The 15,524-nt window shown below is 40.7% G+C and carries 18 protein-coding genes; 14 read left to right on the forward strand and 4 right to left on the reverse strand.

From position 1 onward, the window contains the following. The 9 genes from HT99x_RS04810 (at window position 1) to feoB (ending at window position 8,639) form a co-directional block, all read left to right on the forward strand. Entirely contained in the window at window positions 1–1,842 is a 1,842-nt protein-coding gene (locus HT99x_RS04810; protein WP_075066784.1) for a hypothetical protein, read from the forward strand. Between the two features lie 129 nt (window positions 1,843–1,971). After that, window positions 1,972–2,214 carry a BolA/IbaG family iron-sulfur metabolism protein gene (locus HT99x_RS04815; RefSeq protein ID WP_075066783.1) on the forward strand — a complete coding sequence of 81 codons (243 nt, stop codon included), beginning with the start codon at window positions 1,972–1,974 and terminating at the stop codon, window positions 2,212–2,214. A gap of 12 nt (window positions 2,215–2,226) precedes the next feature. Next, entirely contained in the window at window positions 2,227–3,489 is a 1,263-nt protein-coding gene (gene murA / locus HT99x_RS04820; RefSeq protein ID WP_075066782.1) for a UDP-N-acetylglucosamine 1-carboxyvinyltransferase, read from the forward strand. Window positions 3,490–3,657: 168 nt separating this feature from the next. Then, window positions 3,658–4,317, forward strand: coding sequence for an alpha/beta family hydrolase (locus tag HT99x_RS04825; protein WP_075066781.1), 660 nt, complete (start codon window positions 3,658–3,660; stop codon window positions 4,315–4,317). Continuing rightward, window positions 4,314–5,411, forward strand: a complete 1,098-nt coding sequence (gene zapE, locus HT99x_RS04830) for a cell division protein ZapE (protein ID WP_200957136.1) — start codon at window positions 4,314–4,316, stop codon at window positions 5,409–5,411. The genes HT99x_RS04825 and zapE overlap by 4 nt, the downstream gene beginning before the upstream one ends. A 73-nt stretch (window positions 5,412–5,484) precedes the next feature. Beyond that, entirely contained in the window at window positions 5,485–5,631 is a 147-nt protein-coding gene (locus HT99x_RS04835; RefSeq protein WP_158003399.1) for a hypothetical protein, read from the forward strand. Between the two features lie 32 nt (window positions 5,632–5,663). After that, on the forward strand, window positions 5,664–5,978 hold the full coding sequence (locus HT99x_RS04840; protein ID WP_075066780.1) for a hypothetical protein: 315 nt from the start codon (window positions 5,664–5,666) through the stop codon (window positions 5,976–5,978). 119 nt (window positions 5,979–6,097) lie between these two features. Next, complete coding sequence (locus HT99x_RS04845; protein ID WP_083482918.1) at window positions 6,098–6,397, forward strand: FeoA domain-containing protein; 300 nt, start codon at window positions 6,098–6,100, stop codon at window positions 6,395–6,397. Then, window positions 6,327–8,639 (forward strand): Fe(2+) transporter permease subunit FeoB, encoded by a 2,313-nt coding sequence (gene feoB / locus HT99x_RS04850; protein ID WP_075066778.1) that lies wholly within the window; start codon window positions 6,327–6,329, stop codon window positions 8,637–8,639. The genes HT99x_RS04845 and feoB overlap by 71 nt, the downstream gene beginning before the upstream one ends. Before the next feature lie 43 nt (window positions 8,640–8,682). On the opposite strand, the gene HT99x_RS04855 is transcribed toward feoB, so the two are convergent. Beyond that, window positions 8,683–9,159, reverse strand: a complete 477-nt coding sequence (locus HT99x_RS04855) for an HU family DNA-binding protein (protein WP_075066777.1) — start codon at window positions 9,157–9,159, stop codon at window positions 8,683–8,685. Window positions 9,160–9,237: 78 nt separating this feature from the next. Then, a complete protein-coding gene (locus HT99x_RS04860) occupies window positions 9,238–10,506 on the reverse strand; it encodes a heterodisulfide reductase-related iron-sulfur binding cluster (RefSeq protein ID WP_075066776.1) in 1,269 nt (422 codons plus the stop codon). Between the two features lie 75 nt (window positions 10,507–10,581). Between HT99x_RS04860 and HT99x_RS04865 the strand changes: the two genes are divergently transcribed. The 3 genes from HT99x_RS04865 (at window position 10,582) to rpsI (ending at window position 11,891) form a co-directional block, all read left to right on the forward strand. Continuing rightward, window positions 10,582–10,917 (forward strand): NAD(P)H-dependent oxidoreductase subunit E, encoded by a 336-nt coding sequence (locus tag HT99x_RS04865; RefSeq protein WP_235528447.1) that lies wholly within the window; start codon window positions 10,582–10,584, stop codon window positions 10,915–10,917. A gap of 81 nt (window positions 10,918–10,998) precedes the next feature. After that, on the forward strand, window positions 10,999–11,433 hold the full coding sequence (rplM, locus tag HT99x_RS04870) for a 50S ribosomal protein L13 (RefSeq protein WP_075066774.1): 435 nt from the start codon (window positions 10,999–11,001) through the stop codon (window positions 11,431–11,433). 17 nt (window positions 11,434–11,450) lie between these two features. Further along, window positions 11,451–11,891 carry a 30S ribosomal protein S9 gene (gene rpsI, locus HT99x_RS04875; protein WP_075066773.1) on the forward strand — a complete coding sequence of 147 codons (441 nt, stop codon included), beginning with the start codon at window positions 11,451–11,453 and terminating at the stop codon, window positions 11,889–11,891. Window positions 11,892–12,086: 195 nt separating this feature from the next. On the opposite strand, the gene HT99x_RS04880 is transcribed toward rpsI, so the two are convergent. Beyond that, window positions 12,087–12,707, reverse strand: coding sequence for a riboflavin synthase subunit alpha (locus HT99x_RS04880; protein WP_075066772.1), 621 nt, complete (start codon window positions 12,705–12,707; stop codon window positions 12,087–12,089). A gap of 261 nt (window positions 12,708–12,968) precedes the next feature. Here HT99x_RS04880 and HT99x_RS04885 point away from each other — a divergent pair, with 261 nt between their 5' ends. Beyond that, a complete protein-coding gene (locus HT99x_RS04885) occupies window positions 12,969–13,220 on the forward strand; it encodes a helix-turn-helix domain-containing protein (RefSeq protein ID WP_200957135.1) in 252 nt (83 codons plus the stop codon). Continuing rightward, entirely contained in the window at window positions 13,207–14,394 is a 1,188-nt protein-coding gene (locus HT99x_RS04890; RefSeq protein ID WP_075066771.1) for a HipA domain-containing protein, read from the forward strand. Before HT99x_RS04885 ends, HT99x_RS04890 begins: the two co-directional genes overlap by 14 nt. Here HT99x_RS04890 and HT99x_RS04895 read toward each other — a convergent pair. After that, window positions 14,388–15,338, reverse strand: coding sequence for a leucine-rich repeat domain-containing protein (locus tag HT99x_RS04895; RefSeq protein ID WP_075066770.1), 951 nt, complete (start codon window positions 15,336–15,338; stop codon window positions 14,388–14,390). The two genes, HT99x_RS04890 and HT99x_RS04895, sit on opposite strands and share 7 nt — an antisense overlap. Window positions 15,339–15,524 lie beyond the last annotated feature (186 nt).

Genomic DNA, 15,524 nt, shown 5'->3' on the forward strand with positions numbered 1-15,524 from the left:
ATGTACATACTTTATTGTTTGCTTTTATGGGTGTTGGTCTATTTTTTGCCTGGTTTGGCACTGTTTCCCCGGCTCATTTGTTCGCCTTTAACGGCTTTTGCGACGCCTATAGTCAGCGTCGGTATTATTTATAGTGTCACTTCTTTACTGATTGCAATGGGCTTATTAGTAACACCTGTTGTCATTATCGTTGCGGTAGGTTTTGGTATTGTTGGTATTGCAAGAATCAAAACAGCCGTTTCGCAAAACTGGCTGTGGACTAAAAAAGATGCTTTGGTCTATGGCATGCATGCCATTTTATTGTTGCCTTATTTTATCAAATTAGGGACACACGGTTTTGATAGAGGCGATGAAATTTACAGTTGGAATTTTTGGGCAATTCAACATTATTTTCTAGAAACTATCGATTTCTCTCATACCGGTGCACCATATCCACAACTGTTTCCTAAATTATTGGCTTTTTGTTATCACTTGGTGGGTAATATTGATCTGCAATTGCCTGTCAAAGCCACTTTAATCATTTTCCCTTGGACCATGTTATGCGCTATTGCCACTGTTTGGCGAATGCGCATGGGACAACTGAATGGCATTTATGTATTGGCTTTAATTTATGTCTTATGGGGCGTTAACCTCGGCCAATTCTTTGATGATGGTTATGCTGATCCTGTCATGACAAGCGCTTTAATTGTTTCCATGGTGTTGTTTTGGCAAAGCCAACAAAAAGCGTTATTGGGCTATTTCCCAGCCAATATGCAAATGAGTCCCACCTTATGGGTTGGATTAAGTGTATTGTGTGCCATGGTTGCGGCACATACCAAACAACCGGCCTTATTATATGCCATGTTTTCTCTACCATTATTGCTGTGGCAAAATCGTGCATGGCGCTGGCTTGCGATTCTTTCTCTTATTGGTGGTTTGTATTGGGTTTTGGGTGAGGGACGACAATTTCATCAAAACAAAGGTGTTATCTGGTTATCTTTAGCGAATCGCGATCTTTTCAGCCAGTTAGGTTATGCCATTAATAAATATTTTATTCAGCAGCCGTTATTATTTTTACTCTTTTTTGTGGCATGGTGGACAAGCAGGCGCGACAAAATCCTGCGCCAATTGACCTTACTATTTATGCTCCCTAGCCTGTGTTGCTGGTTTCTCTTCGGTGCTTATCAACTTCGTTTAGGGCAACATCTCATAGCAGGTGCTTTCTTTTTATTAGCAGCCGGTGGTATTCACATTGAATCTCGATGGTTCAATGGGCGTTTATGGCGTCGATGGTTAGACTGGTATCAGTTAAAACAAAAGCAGTTATTGGTTGCGATATTAGGATTGAGTGTCTGCGTCAGTGCATTGCTGTTTGCGCGCGAAGTGTGGTTAGTAAAAGGTGGGATCAGTTTATATGCGGGAGGGCGTCAAAGCCTACATCGCTATTTTGCTAAAGATACCGATTATGTGTACAACACTATCTATTCGGATTCAGAACTGCTGTTATGGGTGCCTTCGCGGTATCTTTACGGTTTGTTCTATAAGCATACAAAACTAACAACACCAGATTACCTTTATTACGGTACTTATAATTACGCCACCTTAATTGATGAATTGCAGCGTAAGCTACCAGACTATGTTTTTACCGTTAGCCAAGATATTATCGATGGCCCTGCTTCACAATTATTAGCAGAAGTTGTCAATGAATGCCCAAGCGCCTTTTCACAAGTGGCGGGTCCTTACAATAGATTCAGTTTTGTTACTTATAAAGTAGATAAAAATGTTCTTGTACGAGATCAATGTTTGCTTACTTTGGCGGAACAGCAATCTTTTGAATACGCCAAGCTTGCCCAAATAGAATAAATAATCCCCCATTGGTTTATTTTAATCTCTTCTTATGAGGAGATTTACTGAGAATTGCTGGAATCGTTTCTAGAATTCACACGCTAAGTCGGTTAAAATTTGCGGTCAGTAACGCAATAAGTGAAAGCCATGCATCCAGAAGATATCCAGAAAATGATTCAAAGTAAATTGCCAAACTCAACTGTTGAAGTAACAGGCGATGGGCGACATTTTGAAGCCATAGTCGTGTGTGCTCAGTTTGAAGGCATGGGGTTACTGGCAAGGCAACGCGCAGTCTATGGTACCCTTGATGATCATATTCACAATGGCAATATTCACGCTTTATCCATTAAAGCCAAAACACCCGCTGAATGGGAAAGTGAAAAAAAATAATACGGAAACCTCATGGATAAACATTTAATTAGCGGAGGAACCCCTCTGCAAGGCGAAGTCAGAATTTCAGGTGCGAAAAATAGTGTATTGCCCATTCTGGCAGGCTGTCTTCTGACCGAAGAAATAGTCACCATTAAAAACGTACCACACTTGAATGATGTGACAACCATCATGAAACTGTTGGGACAAATGGGCGTTAATCTCACCATTTCTGAAGGCTTAACTATCGAGATTGATGCAAGCCAAGTGAACAATCAAAATGCACCTTATGAGCTTGTACGCACCATGCGGGCTTCTATTTTAGTTTTAGGTCCATTGCTCGCAAAGTATGGTAAAGCAACGGTTTCACTACCAGGTGGTTGTGCCATTGGTCCAAGACCAGTTGATTTTCACGTTGCCGGTTTACAAAAAATGGGCGCTGACATTACGGTTGAGAATGGCTATATTCAAGCGAGCGTAAACGGTCGTTTAAAAGGCGCCAATTTAACATTTGATATCGTTTCTGTTACTGGCACCGAAAATTTAATGATGGCAGCGGTTCTGGCGAAAGGAACCACTGTCATTGATAACGCAGCGCGTGAACCTGAAGTACAAGATCTTGCCAATTTCTTAAATACCCTGGGTGCTAAAATTGAAGGTCATGGTTCTAGAACCATTGTGATTGAAGGGGTTGAAAGTTTATCAGGTGGTGCTTATACCGTATTGCCAGATCGCGTGGAAACAGGCACTTATTTAGTCGCTGCTGCCATGACGGGTGGAAAAATTATTACCAAAGCAACACGAGGCGTTTTATTGCAATCCGTTTTAGATAAATTGCAAGAAGCAGGCGCTCATATTGCAACCGGTGATGATTGGATTAGCCTTGATATGCGTGGTAATCGTCCCAAAGCCGTTGATATCTGCACAGAACCTTTTCCAGGATTTCCTACCGATATGCAAGCGCAGTTTATGGCTTTAAATACCATTGCTGAAGGTAGAGGTGTTCTGACTGAAACGGTTTTTGAAAATCGTTTTATGCATGCGCATGAATTACGTCGAATGGGGGCGAATATTCAATTAAATGGTAATACCGCCATTATTGAAGGTGTTCCTCAATTAATGGCTGCGCCTGTCATGGCAACCGATTTACGCGCTTCTGCCAGTTTGGTGCTAGCAGGACTCGTTGCTAAAGGCACAACCATCGTCGACAGGATTTATCATATCGATCGTGGTTATGAATGCATCGAAGAAAAGTTAGCGCAGTTGGGTGCTTCTATTAAGCGCGTCGCTGCCTAGTCAAAAATCCCCCGCTCGCTTAAAAGCGAGCCGCCCCCTTTTATTCAAAGGGGGCGAGCAGAAACTTCTTTTGAAATCGCCCCCTTTGAATAAAAGGGGGCAGCTCATGAAATGAGCGGGGGATTTTTATCCGAATGTTCATAACAATAACTTGCATATGACAAAAACATGACCCTAATCAAAAACCCTCAAACCTTTCCTGACAAAGAAGCCCATTTTCTTATCGATGGCCCCGCAGGCCAATTAGAAGTTTTAACCACATTGCCAGAAACGCAACCAATGGGCGTTGGCGTGATTTGCCATCCTCATCCGCTACACCAAGGCACAATGAATAATAAAGTGGTGCATACCTTAAGTAAGGCTTTTGCTAAAAAAGACTTAGCAACTGTGCGCTTTAATTATCGTGGTGTGGGTCAAAGTGAGGGCACTTTCGGTAATTCAATTGGTGAAGTGGCTGATTTAATGGCCGTTCTACAATGGGTAGATAAAGTATTAGATAAGCCAACCTTATGGCTGGCAGGGTTTTCTTTTGGTGCTTATATTGCAGCAATGGGGGCAACCCAACATGCTTGCCAACAGTTATATAGCATTGCACCTGCAGTCAATCATCAACCCTATGATGAATTACCGGCCATTACTTGTCCGTGGGTGATTATTCAAGGAGAGCAAGATGAGGTGATCTCACCTCAAGTAGTTTATGATTGGTATGCGCACCACGCACAACCAAACATGCAATTATTTAAAATGCCTGAAACATCCCATTTCTTTCATGGGCATTTAATTACGTTGCGTGAAACTGTCGAAAACCATTTAGTTACGCCAGCATGATGACCCCATTAGCCTGGTACGAAGCGAAAATTCAATCAGGCAAATTAGTCAGCGATCCTTTTCAGCATAAAATTGTCTTACAGTTTGACCAATTATATAAAGCATTGTTGGCAAAGCAACGATTATGGCCGCGTATCAAAAACCATTTTTATCGATTATTCAAGCTTGAGCAAGAACCCACAAAAGGTATTTATTTATGGGGCAGTGTGGGGCGTGGTAAAACATTTTTGATGGATGCGTTTTTTCATTTGTTACCTTTTCAGCAAAAAGAGCGATATCATTTTCATCGCTTCATGCAACATGTGCATGAAATGTTAAAAAAGTATCAAGGTAAAAGCGAGCCTTTATATCTGGTTGCCAAGGCATTTAAGGCACGGACCTCGATTATTTGTTTTGATGAGTTTTATGTGAATGATATTGTGGATGCCATGATTTTATCCGAATTATTTCGGCATTTATTTGCCTTAGGGATCACTTTGGTTGCGACCAGTAATATTAAACCTGACGATCTCTATCCAAATGGTTTGCAACGTGAAAAATTTCTTCCCGCCATTTCTCTGATTAAGCAGCATACCCAGATTATTTCGATGGATGGCAGCACAGATTACCGTATGCAATATTTATCCAATGCGCAGCTTTATCAATATCCAGCAGATGCACTATCAGAAAAAAAATTAATGATGCATTTTCAACAATTAGCCTCAGAGAAAGTGGTTCAAGGTCAAAGCTTAACGATATTAGAACGAAAAATTCCAACCCAATGGCTTGCTGATAATATTGTGTGGTTTAAATTTAGTGATTTGTGCATAGGGCCTCGTAGTGCAATGGATTACATTCAAATTGCAAGCGAGTTTCAAACGGTTATCGTCAGTGGCGTGATGACACTGACAGAAGAAAATGAAGATATTGCTAGACGCTTTATTGCATTGGTTGATGAATTTTATGATCACAAAGTGACGTTAATTCTTTCAGCGACAGTCCCTTTATCGGCTTTGTATCAAGGTCGGCGATACCGAACAGATTTTCAGAGAACAATTAGTCGACTAACTGAAATGCAATCCCTGGATTATTTGCGAAAAGAACATATTCCCTGATTTTTTCTTGCTTCAAGTGAATAGATGTTTTAGGATGCAGTTTGTTTGAAGGATTTCTAACATGGAGATGAAAATGAAAGAACTTTTACAGGAAGAAACGCAATTCGTGAGTGGAGGCCATGAGCCTGGCGAACATTGTGATCACGATCATCACCATGATGAACAAGATAAATATCAAGGCGTCAGAGCCTACCATTTTGATTTTTCAGATTGGTTTTAAATTTAGATACTTTTGTAGTTTTGAGGTATACCATGCGTGAACTTACATCTAATGAACTTGCCGCAGTCAATGGTGGCCATGACGGCGCACATGAACATTCATATCAAAGTGAATTCTGGAATTCATTCTTACATTCTTCTGGTTTTGCAGCAGGGATCTTTTGGTCACCTTTTATGCCATTTATCATGGGCACAGCAGCGGTATTAGGTGCTTTTGGTAGTGCCGTTGGTTATCTCTTCTCCGGCGTTGCAAATGGTGCTAGCTACATAGCACAGTCAACTTATTCGGCTGTTACTACAAAAACAACACCTGCTGTTACCTCTTTCTCTCCTGTAGAGTCAGTGTAGGCGCTTATCTCCCTTAGCTGTTTTCAGCTAAGGGAGATTTCATTCTCGACTTGTAAATGCAAATAATTATCATTAATATTAAACCATTCTTTCTCTGATACCGCTCGAAGGTAATCAAATTGCTAACTTTGAACACGGTTCCCATGGGCCAACCTGTGCGAGTGTTAAGATTTCATCAGCAATCGGCCGGATTTAGGCATAAATTATTGGCCATGGGCTTAACGCCTGGTGTTATCATAACCATTATTCGTGTAGCGCCGTTAGGCGATCCCATCCAGGTCAAATTACGTGGTTATACGCTGAGTTTACGTAAAAGAGAATGCCAACAGATAGAAGTTGAGGCTATCCATGGTTCGTCACAAGAGTGCGTCGCTACCCATCAAACCGCAGGCAACCATTGCGCTTGTCGGAAATCCTAATTGCGGAAAAACAACCCTTTTTAATACCCTGACAGGTTCTTCACAGCGTGTCGGTAATTGGTCTGGTGTAACCGTTGAGCGAAAAACCGGACTCTGTAACATTCAAGAACGTTTTGCTGAAATCATTGATTTACCAGGAACCTATACCTTAACCCGTTTTGATGGAGAAGGACCTGAGGACGAGAATATTACCAGTGAGTTTTTATTAAACGGGGAATATTCTTTTATACTGAATGTGGTTGATGCTCATTGCCTTGAACGCAATTTATATCTTACCTTACAGTGTTTAGAACAAAATAAACCGGTCGTTATCGCGTTAAACCGCATGGATCTTGCGGGTAACAAAACCATTTGCATTGACACCTTATCAGCACATTTAGGCTGTCAGGTGATCCCATTAGTTGCTCGTTCTGAGCAAGGGATACAAGCACTAAAATCCGCATTGATTAAACCCCATTGTCTTTTAGCACACGCTAAAGTGAATTATCCCGCATTCATTGAGAAGGCCTTAAGCGCAATTGTTGAAGAATATCAGCGTGCGCAACTTCAACCACCACCACGTTATCAAATATTACGTTGGTTAGAAGGTGAAAAAATCCCAGCAGATGCATTAGGCATGGAGCAAATCACCTTCGCAAAAGAGCAAGCCGTCATGGCAACAGGACATACTGCGGATGTACTGATTGCCAAAGCGCGATATGACTTTATTGAAATTTTGTTAGATAAAGCAACGCAAGTTAAAGCTAAAAATCCGCAGCCTGTCTCGCATAAACTGACGCGATTTTTAGATAAAACACTGTGTCATCGTTTATGGGGATTACCCTGCTTTTTGGCAGTAATGTATGGATTATTCTTTTTTGCGATTAACATTGGGGGAGCTTTTCAGGATTTCTTTGAAATAACCTCAGATGCCATATTCGTTGAAGGCGCTGCGCATGTTTTAAATGCCATGGGAGCACCCCATTGGTTGATGGCCTTATTAGTTGCCGGGATTGGCAAAGGTATTAGCACCATTGTGACATTTATTCCCGTAATTGGTGCCATGTTTTTTGCGCTTGCCTTCTTAGAAGATAGTGGATACATGGCAAGAGCTGCGTTTGTCATGGATAGATTAATGCGAACATTGGGATTACCCGGTAAATCTTTCGTACCAATGATTATTGGCTTTGGGTGTAATGTGCCTGCCATTATGGGAATGCGGACGCTAGATAATCGACGTGATCGCATTTTAGCTGTGATGATGAGCCCATTTATGTCTTGTGGTGCAAGACTCGCTATTTTTACGGTTTTTGTTGCCGCATTTTTTCCAGAGGGCGGGCAAAATATTGTTTTCTTGCTCTATCTCATTGGGATTAGCATGGCGATTCTAACCGGATTACTCTTGAAAAAAACCTTACTCAAAGGAGAGGTTGCTCCTTTAGTATTAGAAATGCCTGCTTATCAATGGCCACAGTGGCGCGCGCTTCAGAAATTGAGTTGGCATCGCTTAAAACGTTTTGTATTGAATGCAGGTAAATTGATTTTGCCCGTTTGCATTATTCTAGGTGCTTTAAGCCATATTGATCATCAAGGCAGATGGTTAAATGAACCTGCAAAGCAGACTTCTATTTTAGCAACCGTCGGAAAGCAAATTGTACCCTTATTCGCTCCGCTTGGGATTGAAGAAGATAATTGGCCAGCTGCAGTAGGATTGTTAACCGGCGTTTTAGCAAAAGAAGTTGTCATCGGTACTTTAAATTCGCTTTATATTAATGCTGAAGAAGAAGCCCCAGAAGATTTTCATCTGAGCGAGCATCTACATTTAGCGTTTATGAGCATTGGGCAGAATCTATTAGCATTAGGTGATGCGTGGCAAAACCCGATTAAAGCCAAATCGCCAGAAGCACAAATGCATCATCATGCATATGGTGAGATGGTAAAACGGTTTAATGGCAAAGCCAATGCCTTTGCTTATTTGTTATTTGTTCTACTTTATTTCCCTTGTATTTCAGCAACGGCAGCCATGTTACGTGAAGTACAAAGAGGTTGGACTTTATTCTCTGTATTTTGGACAACCGGTTTGGCTTATGCAATTGCGGTTTTTTACTATCAGGCTGTGACCATCGCCTTGCATCCATGGCAATCCATTACTTGGATGATAGTCTTATTTTGTATTGGAATGGGGGCGTGGTTTGGGATCCGTTTTTATGGTCAAGGACTCTTTTGGCGTGCAGTTCCCACCCGAATTGTTATGACGAGATAAAAAAAAAGGTGGGAAGCCCCACCTTTTTTTAAAGCAATATTGCTTAGCTCGCCATTTCTTTAAGTTGCTTCAAAGGAAGCACTTTTACGCGACGGCTAGCTGGTTTTGCTTTGAACATCATGGTTTCGCCGGTGAAAGGATTCACGCCTTGGCGAGCCTTCGTAGCAGGCTTTTTAACCACTTTGATCTTTAACATACCTGGCCAAGAGAAAATTTCTGGACCTTGCTTTTGCAAATGCGCATCGATAATTTTAGCAATCGTTTCAAGCACAGAAACGACTTCTTTTCTAGCAATCCCTGTTTGTGCAGAGATGGTAGAAACGAATTCCGATTTTGTGAAGGGTTTACGACCGACTGAAATGGGACCACCCGCTTTTGCAGAATGCGTTGCTGCTTTTTTAGCAGTAGCGCGTTTTACAGCACGTTTAGCAGCTTTGGGAGCAGCTTTACGTTTTTTTGCTACAGGGGCCTTCTTAACAGAAGCTTTTTTGGTTTTAGCTGATTTTTTGCGTGCAGCCATGTTCTCTCCTTAGTCACATACCTACAATTTAACGCTATAACGATAGCATACTTTTTGGTAAATGCTAGCGTCTGTTTTTTAAAAACCTAGCGCTCGTGCTAACAATGTTATCGGATGGATAACACGAATAGCCGAATTCGATTCTCTCATTTGTTGTTGAATATGCAAAGCACATCCGACGTTAGATGTTGCAATATAATTTGCTTGAATGTCATCTAGCTCGGAAAGTAAGTGTTTTAACAGCGGTTTTGCTATATCAGCATGTTCAAGCATATAAGTGCCTGCGGCACCACAACAATATGGCGATTTAATTGCTTGGCAAACTAATTCTGGAATGCGTGTGAGCATTTGCAAGGGCGCAAAAGGCGTTTTAATGACATTCCGTAAAGTACAAGGCGTATGCAGTAAAACCGTTCCGGGTAAAGATTTTGGAACAACCGTGTCAGGCCATTTTGCTGCTTGAACAAAATTGACGATATCAATCACTTTATGCGAAAAAGTCGCAAAATCTTCATTAGAAGTAATCGAACTAAAATTGATGTCATATTCACTGAGAACCGCATTGCAACCTGTTGCGATTGTCACAATGGCATCCATTTGCGGTAGATGGGGTAAGAAGACTTGTAGGTTTTCTTTGGCAAGCGAGAGCGCGCCATCAAGGTCTCCAGCATGTAAAGCCATCGCGCTACAGCAGGTTTGATTTGGTGGCAGATGTACTTCATAGCCAAGATGCCGTAATACATAGATACTGGCGGCAATGGTTTCTTGCTCACACCAATTGCTCATACAGCCGGTAAATAAGAAAATACTGCCTTGTTTGGGGCCAATGGCTTCATAACTAGATTGCCAGGTTAATGGCTTAGGAATAGTGGGTAATAATCTATCAAGTGTAGACAAACCCAATAAAGAGGGGAGCTTTAATCGCGATCCCAGAGTGCGTAATCCAGATTTTTCTGTCAACCAAAGTAGATATTGCAGCGTTCGTTGCCAGCGAGGATGTTTCACTACCCAAGCTAAAAAGCGTGTGCCGAATGGCGTCGGAGTGAGATGCTTAGCTTCAGCAGATGCATTAAGCATTGTCCTGCCCAAAGTAAGAAGATGACCATATTCAACGTGAGCAGGGCAGACTCGTTCGCATGCGCGGCAACCTAAGCACTGATCAAGGTGCTTTTTTCCGTGTTCATCAAGCGGCAATTGCTCATTTGCATAGGCTTGGAATAAGGCGATTCTGCCACGTGGAGATTCGTTTTCATCTTCTGTTAGCTCATAGGTTGGGCAATGAGGCAAACAAAGTGCGCATTTGACGCACTGGCTGGCTAAACGATTGACTTGAGCTTTTATGTTCATGCTCCGTTTTCGCAGTTTTTAATCGCGCCGTCAAGTTGAGGCTGTTATACTGAGCTCAAAATTGAGGTAACTGCTTTGTATTATCAGAAACATGCCTTTTTCTGCACCAACCAACGTTCCAGTGGTAAGAAATGCTGCGCGATGGCGGATGCTGAAGCTCTAAGAGAGTATGCTAAGAAAAAATTGAAGAAATTGGGGTTGCATGGTGCCGGGCGTTTTCGGGTTTGCACAAGTGGTTGTTTAGGGCGGTGCGATGAAGGACCTATCTTAGTCATCTATCCTGATGGTGTTTGGTATAGTTATAAAACTTACAATGATATTGATGAAATTATTGAAAAACACCTCCTAAATGACCAAATTGTGTCCCATTTGCAGTTGCCTGGGACTTCTTTTTCAAGTGAATCTACATAAAGTCATTGTCACTAGATGACTGGTTTTGTATAATTCGCCAACTTTAACTAAGACGTTTTCCTCCAGGGAGTTACAGGTTGCATGAGAACCTATACCGCGAAAGAAGATGATATTAAGCGTGATTGGCTAATCATCGATGCTAAAAATATACCGATTGGCCGCCTTGCTTCATGCGTGGCTTCTATTTTACGCGGTAAAAATAAGACTATTTTTACCCCCCACGTTGATACAGGCGACGCAGTTATTATTATTAATGCTGCCGAAGTCAAAGCAACGGGTAAGAAAGAAATGACCAAAACTTATCACCGTCATACAGGATTTCCAGGCGGAATTAAGTCAATTACCTTAGAAAAATTGCGTGAGACACATCCAGAGCGCATTATTCAATTAGCTGTTAAAAATATGTTGCCTAAAGGCCCGTTAGGCAGAAAGATGGCTAAAAAGTTGTGGATTTATGCTGGTAGCGAGCATCCGCACCAAGCGCAACAACCTAAAGAACATATCATTAATTGTTAATCAACATCGAGTAGAGCATGGCAACAGCACAACAAAATTATGGAACTGGCCGACGCAAAACGTGTCGAGCTCGTGTTTATTTGAAAAAAGGCACAGGCAATATCATCATTAACGACAAAACCTTAGAAGAATACTTCGGTGGTCGTAAAGCGGCTCATATGATTGTTAGACAGCCATTAGAAATCTTAGGTGTGACTAATCGATTTGATGTTACCGTAAATGTTGGTGGTAGCGGTCCCATGGGTCAAGCTGGCGCAATTCGTCATGGTATTACTCGTGCTTTGATTCAATATGATGAAGAAGATGCAACTGGAAGTGAAGGAACTTCCGGTGGTACGCAGTCTTTCCGTCAAATTTTACGTAAAGCGGGTTATGTTACCCGTGACTCCAGAGAAGTTGAACGTAAAAAGGTTGGCTTCCGTAAAGCGCGTAAAGTGGAACAGTACTCCAAGCGTTAAGCGATATCGATATTCGAAAAAAAGGGCGGTTATACCGCCCTTTTTTTTGCCTTAAAATCCCCCGCTCGCTTTTTAAGCGAGCTGCCCCCTTTGAATAAAAGGGGGCAGCTCACGCTTGTCCGGCGTAGCGCAGCGAAGATGGAGGTGAGCGGGGGATTTTTATCTTAATTTAACATTTCATTAATGACAGGAATTTTATAAATTTTTCGCCGCTAAAACCCGCTCTACCGTTTCGACAATCGCTTGCGTTTGGCTGTCGATTTCTAAATTAATCAAATCACCTTCTTGGGCGCTACCGAAGGTCGTGAGTCTGAGGGTTTCTGGGATCAGATTAATCAGGAAGGCACCACGCTCAGAATAGACCTCACCCACCGTTAGGCTGACACCATTGAGTGCAACGTAACCTTTGTGCAAAATATATTTCATCCATGTAGGGTTGCAGCTGATTTCAAAAATCCGTTGTTCAGGGCTAGGGGATTGTATGTTGCTAATTCGTGCAGTACCCAATATATGCCCTGATAACAAATGGCCGCCAATTTCATCTCCCATTTTCAGAGAGCGCTCGACATTAACCATTTGCCCTACCGTAAAAGAAGGGATAGTTGTCAGTTTGAGTGACTCTTGAATGGCATCAAAAGAGACCGTTTGATTTTCGATAGACACGACTGTTTGACATACGCCATTAACGGCGAGACTCGCGCCTGTTTCAAGGCCGATAAGCATGTCAGCGGGTAACTGAAGCTGATATCGAGTTAATTCCTTGCTATGTGAAACATTCACTATGGCAACCATAGCTTTAACAATACCTGAAAACATAATGACTCTTCCCACTTTAAATCTATACCCTCAAGAGGTAGGCCCTGCCGCGTTGGCTTCCTTCGCTCGCCCTGCACTCCCAGAGCTTACTCAGTTGCCGCCTTGCCTAAATTCAAATCATCATGCCATAGCCCTATGGGTAGATCCAGGGAGGGGAGTGCATACGCACTAGAGTCATTTTAAAATATTCTCGTTTGGGATCATTTTTTTGTTTTCTGGTCTACCTTTATCATAATGATCCCGATCTATCGTTTCGAGTTAATGATGATAAAAGTCGTCCTCTCTGCTAAACAATTTGGCAATTTAGTTAAAATAAACAGAAAAAAATATCACCTGACGCAAAAAGAATTGGCAGCTGTTTGTGGTTGTGGGGTGAGGTTTATCCAGGATCTAGAAAAAGGTAAACAAAGTTGCGAATTGGGGCTTTCACTTAGCGTATTAGCAATGCTTGGGATCCGTCTTGAAGCAATAACGCCTGTCATACCAGAAGCGGTGTTGCATGTTATTAAATAAATTAGCTGTATATCTTTACGATCATCTAATAGGGTATCTAGAATGTGATCGCAATAACAAGATGACCTTTAGCTATTGCATCGATGCTAAATTTGCCCTTTCACTATCATTGCCACTCAAAGATAAAACCTTTGATGATAAAAATTGCCGCAAATATTTTCGAGGGATATTGCCTGACAATATTGTCGCTTTAGAAACATTATGTCAAAAAATGGGTACTCATCCTAAAGATACATTTGGTTTATTAAAAACCTATGGTAAGGAATGCATAGGCGCAATTTCTTTTTGGGGAATTAACGAGAAACATTATGAGCTACAAAACCGTCTTATTCATGCGCAAATATACCCAGGTAATGAGAATATTAAACTGCAGCAAAGTCATAATATAACGTTGCACTCAGAAAGTGATAAAAAAATGGATGTTTGTCTTATAGATGGAAAGATTGCCTTAATAGAAACAGGACATCCTGCAACACATTTATTGAAAATAACTGATTCTGATAAAATAATGAATCAATATTTTTGTTTACGCTTAGCGATGACGCTAGACATTCAATGTGTTTTACCAAAACTGTATCCGTTAACAAAAGCACTAGGATTATTAGTTGAGCGTTATGACCGTAGAATAATTCATTTTAATCATGTGCAGTATTTTCATCAAGAAGATTTTTCACAAGCATTAGGCTATTTTTCTTCTCATAAATATGAATGGGATAATGGCCCGAGCTTAAAAGAATGTTTTGTTATTTTGTCAAAAACGATTGTGCCAGCAATTGATAAATTGCAACTCGTTAAAAGGGTTATTTTTAATTATTTGCTTGGCAATACGCAAGCGCATGCAAAAAATATGTCACTCGTCTACTATGCAACAGCAAAGCCGATGTTGGCACCATTATATCATGTTATCGCGACGACGGATGACACACAAATGATGGCAATGAAAATAGGTAACAATTACACTTTTGAATCGATCAACATGGAAGATTGGAAAATTTTTTGTCGCGAAATAAAGTTCTCATTTTGTCTTTTTAAACAGCTGTTTCAAGAGATAATTAGTATATTATTGATGCAAGCACCAAAATTGAGAGAAGAACTTTATCTTTTGAAATATAATGTTAAAGAAATTGATAAAATAATAAAATCGCTCAAACATCGATGTGAACGATATCAGTGAAGGATAGAAGTTGCATGTAATCCTAATTCCACCAGAATATCTAAGTCAAAATGATTATGACTGAGCTCAACTTTTGCAACTTGAGTACCTTTTAAGGCATTGACTAGTTTTTCAACACCATCAATACCAATGCTGCAACTACCGAGTTCGAGTATCATGACTGGAGTGTCTTTTAAAGCTAAGCTTAATTTCTCTGCGCCTGCAGAACCAATGTTATTACCATTCAATTTAAGCGTTGTTATTTGAGTGTTTTTTAATGTTTTAGCTAATTTCTCAACACCTTCTGGGCCGATATCGTTGTCACTCAGATCAAGCGTTGTGATTAGAGAATCTTTAAGGGCTAATCCTAATTTTTCAACGCCATTATTGCCGATGAGATTGTCACTGAAATCAAGTGTTGTAACGGATGTGTTTTTTATGGCGTAGACTAATTTTTCAGCCTCAATCGGGCCAATGTTATTGTGAAATAGCGTTAATGTCGTTACATGAGTATTTTTTAAGGCGAAACCTAGTTTTTCAACATTATCAGTATGGATATCGTTGCAAAATAATTCCAGCGTTGCCACATTAGAATTTTTTAAAGTAAGGCTTAGTTTTTCAATACCAATAGCGTCAAGATGACTATCATTCAGAATAAGCATAGTAATTCGATTGTTGGTTAAAAGTAGATTTAATTTTTCAACGATTTTATCATTGCCAAAGTCAATCTGATAAAGACTAAGGCGTGAGATGGGAGTGCCAATTAATGCCCGACTAAGATGTAATGCTTCAATAAGCTGAATATTGAACAGATCTAAATGAAACATTTTTTGCAAGGTAAGATAAGTACGAAACTCATCATATTGACCCTGATTAACATCAAAGAGTAATTCTTCTAAAGATTTAGGTTTAATTCTGCGTCTTTTTGCAGACGGCAAAGATTGCGTATGGGGACTATGCTTCATCGCAAGCTCTCCAAATTGAATGATCAATTGAAGAGCCCGTTTTGCAAGCAAAACTAAGCAGCAAACCGCTTGCTGCCAGTCCTCTTTGGAGAAGACTCTGTATTTTTCGTTACTTTAATATTAAATAACTAAAATGTAAAAACTTTCTGATAAATGTAAAAATAAAGCATATAAATGGGGTAATAA

The sequence above is a fragment of the Candidatus Berkiella aquae genome, from assembly GCF_001431295.2.
GTDB lineage: Bacteria > Pseudomonadota > Gammaproteobacteria > Berkiellales > Berkiellaceae > Berkiella > Berkiella aquae.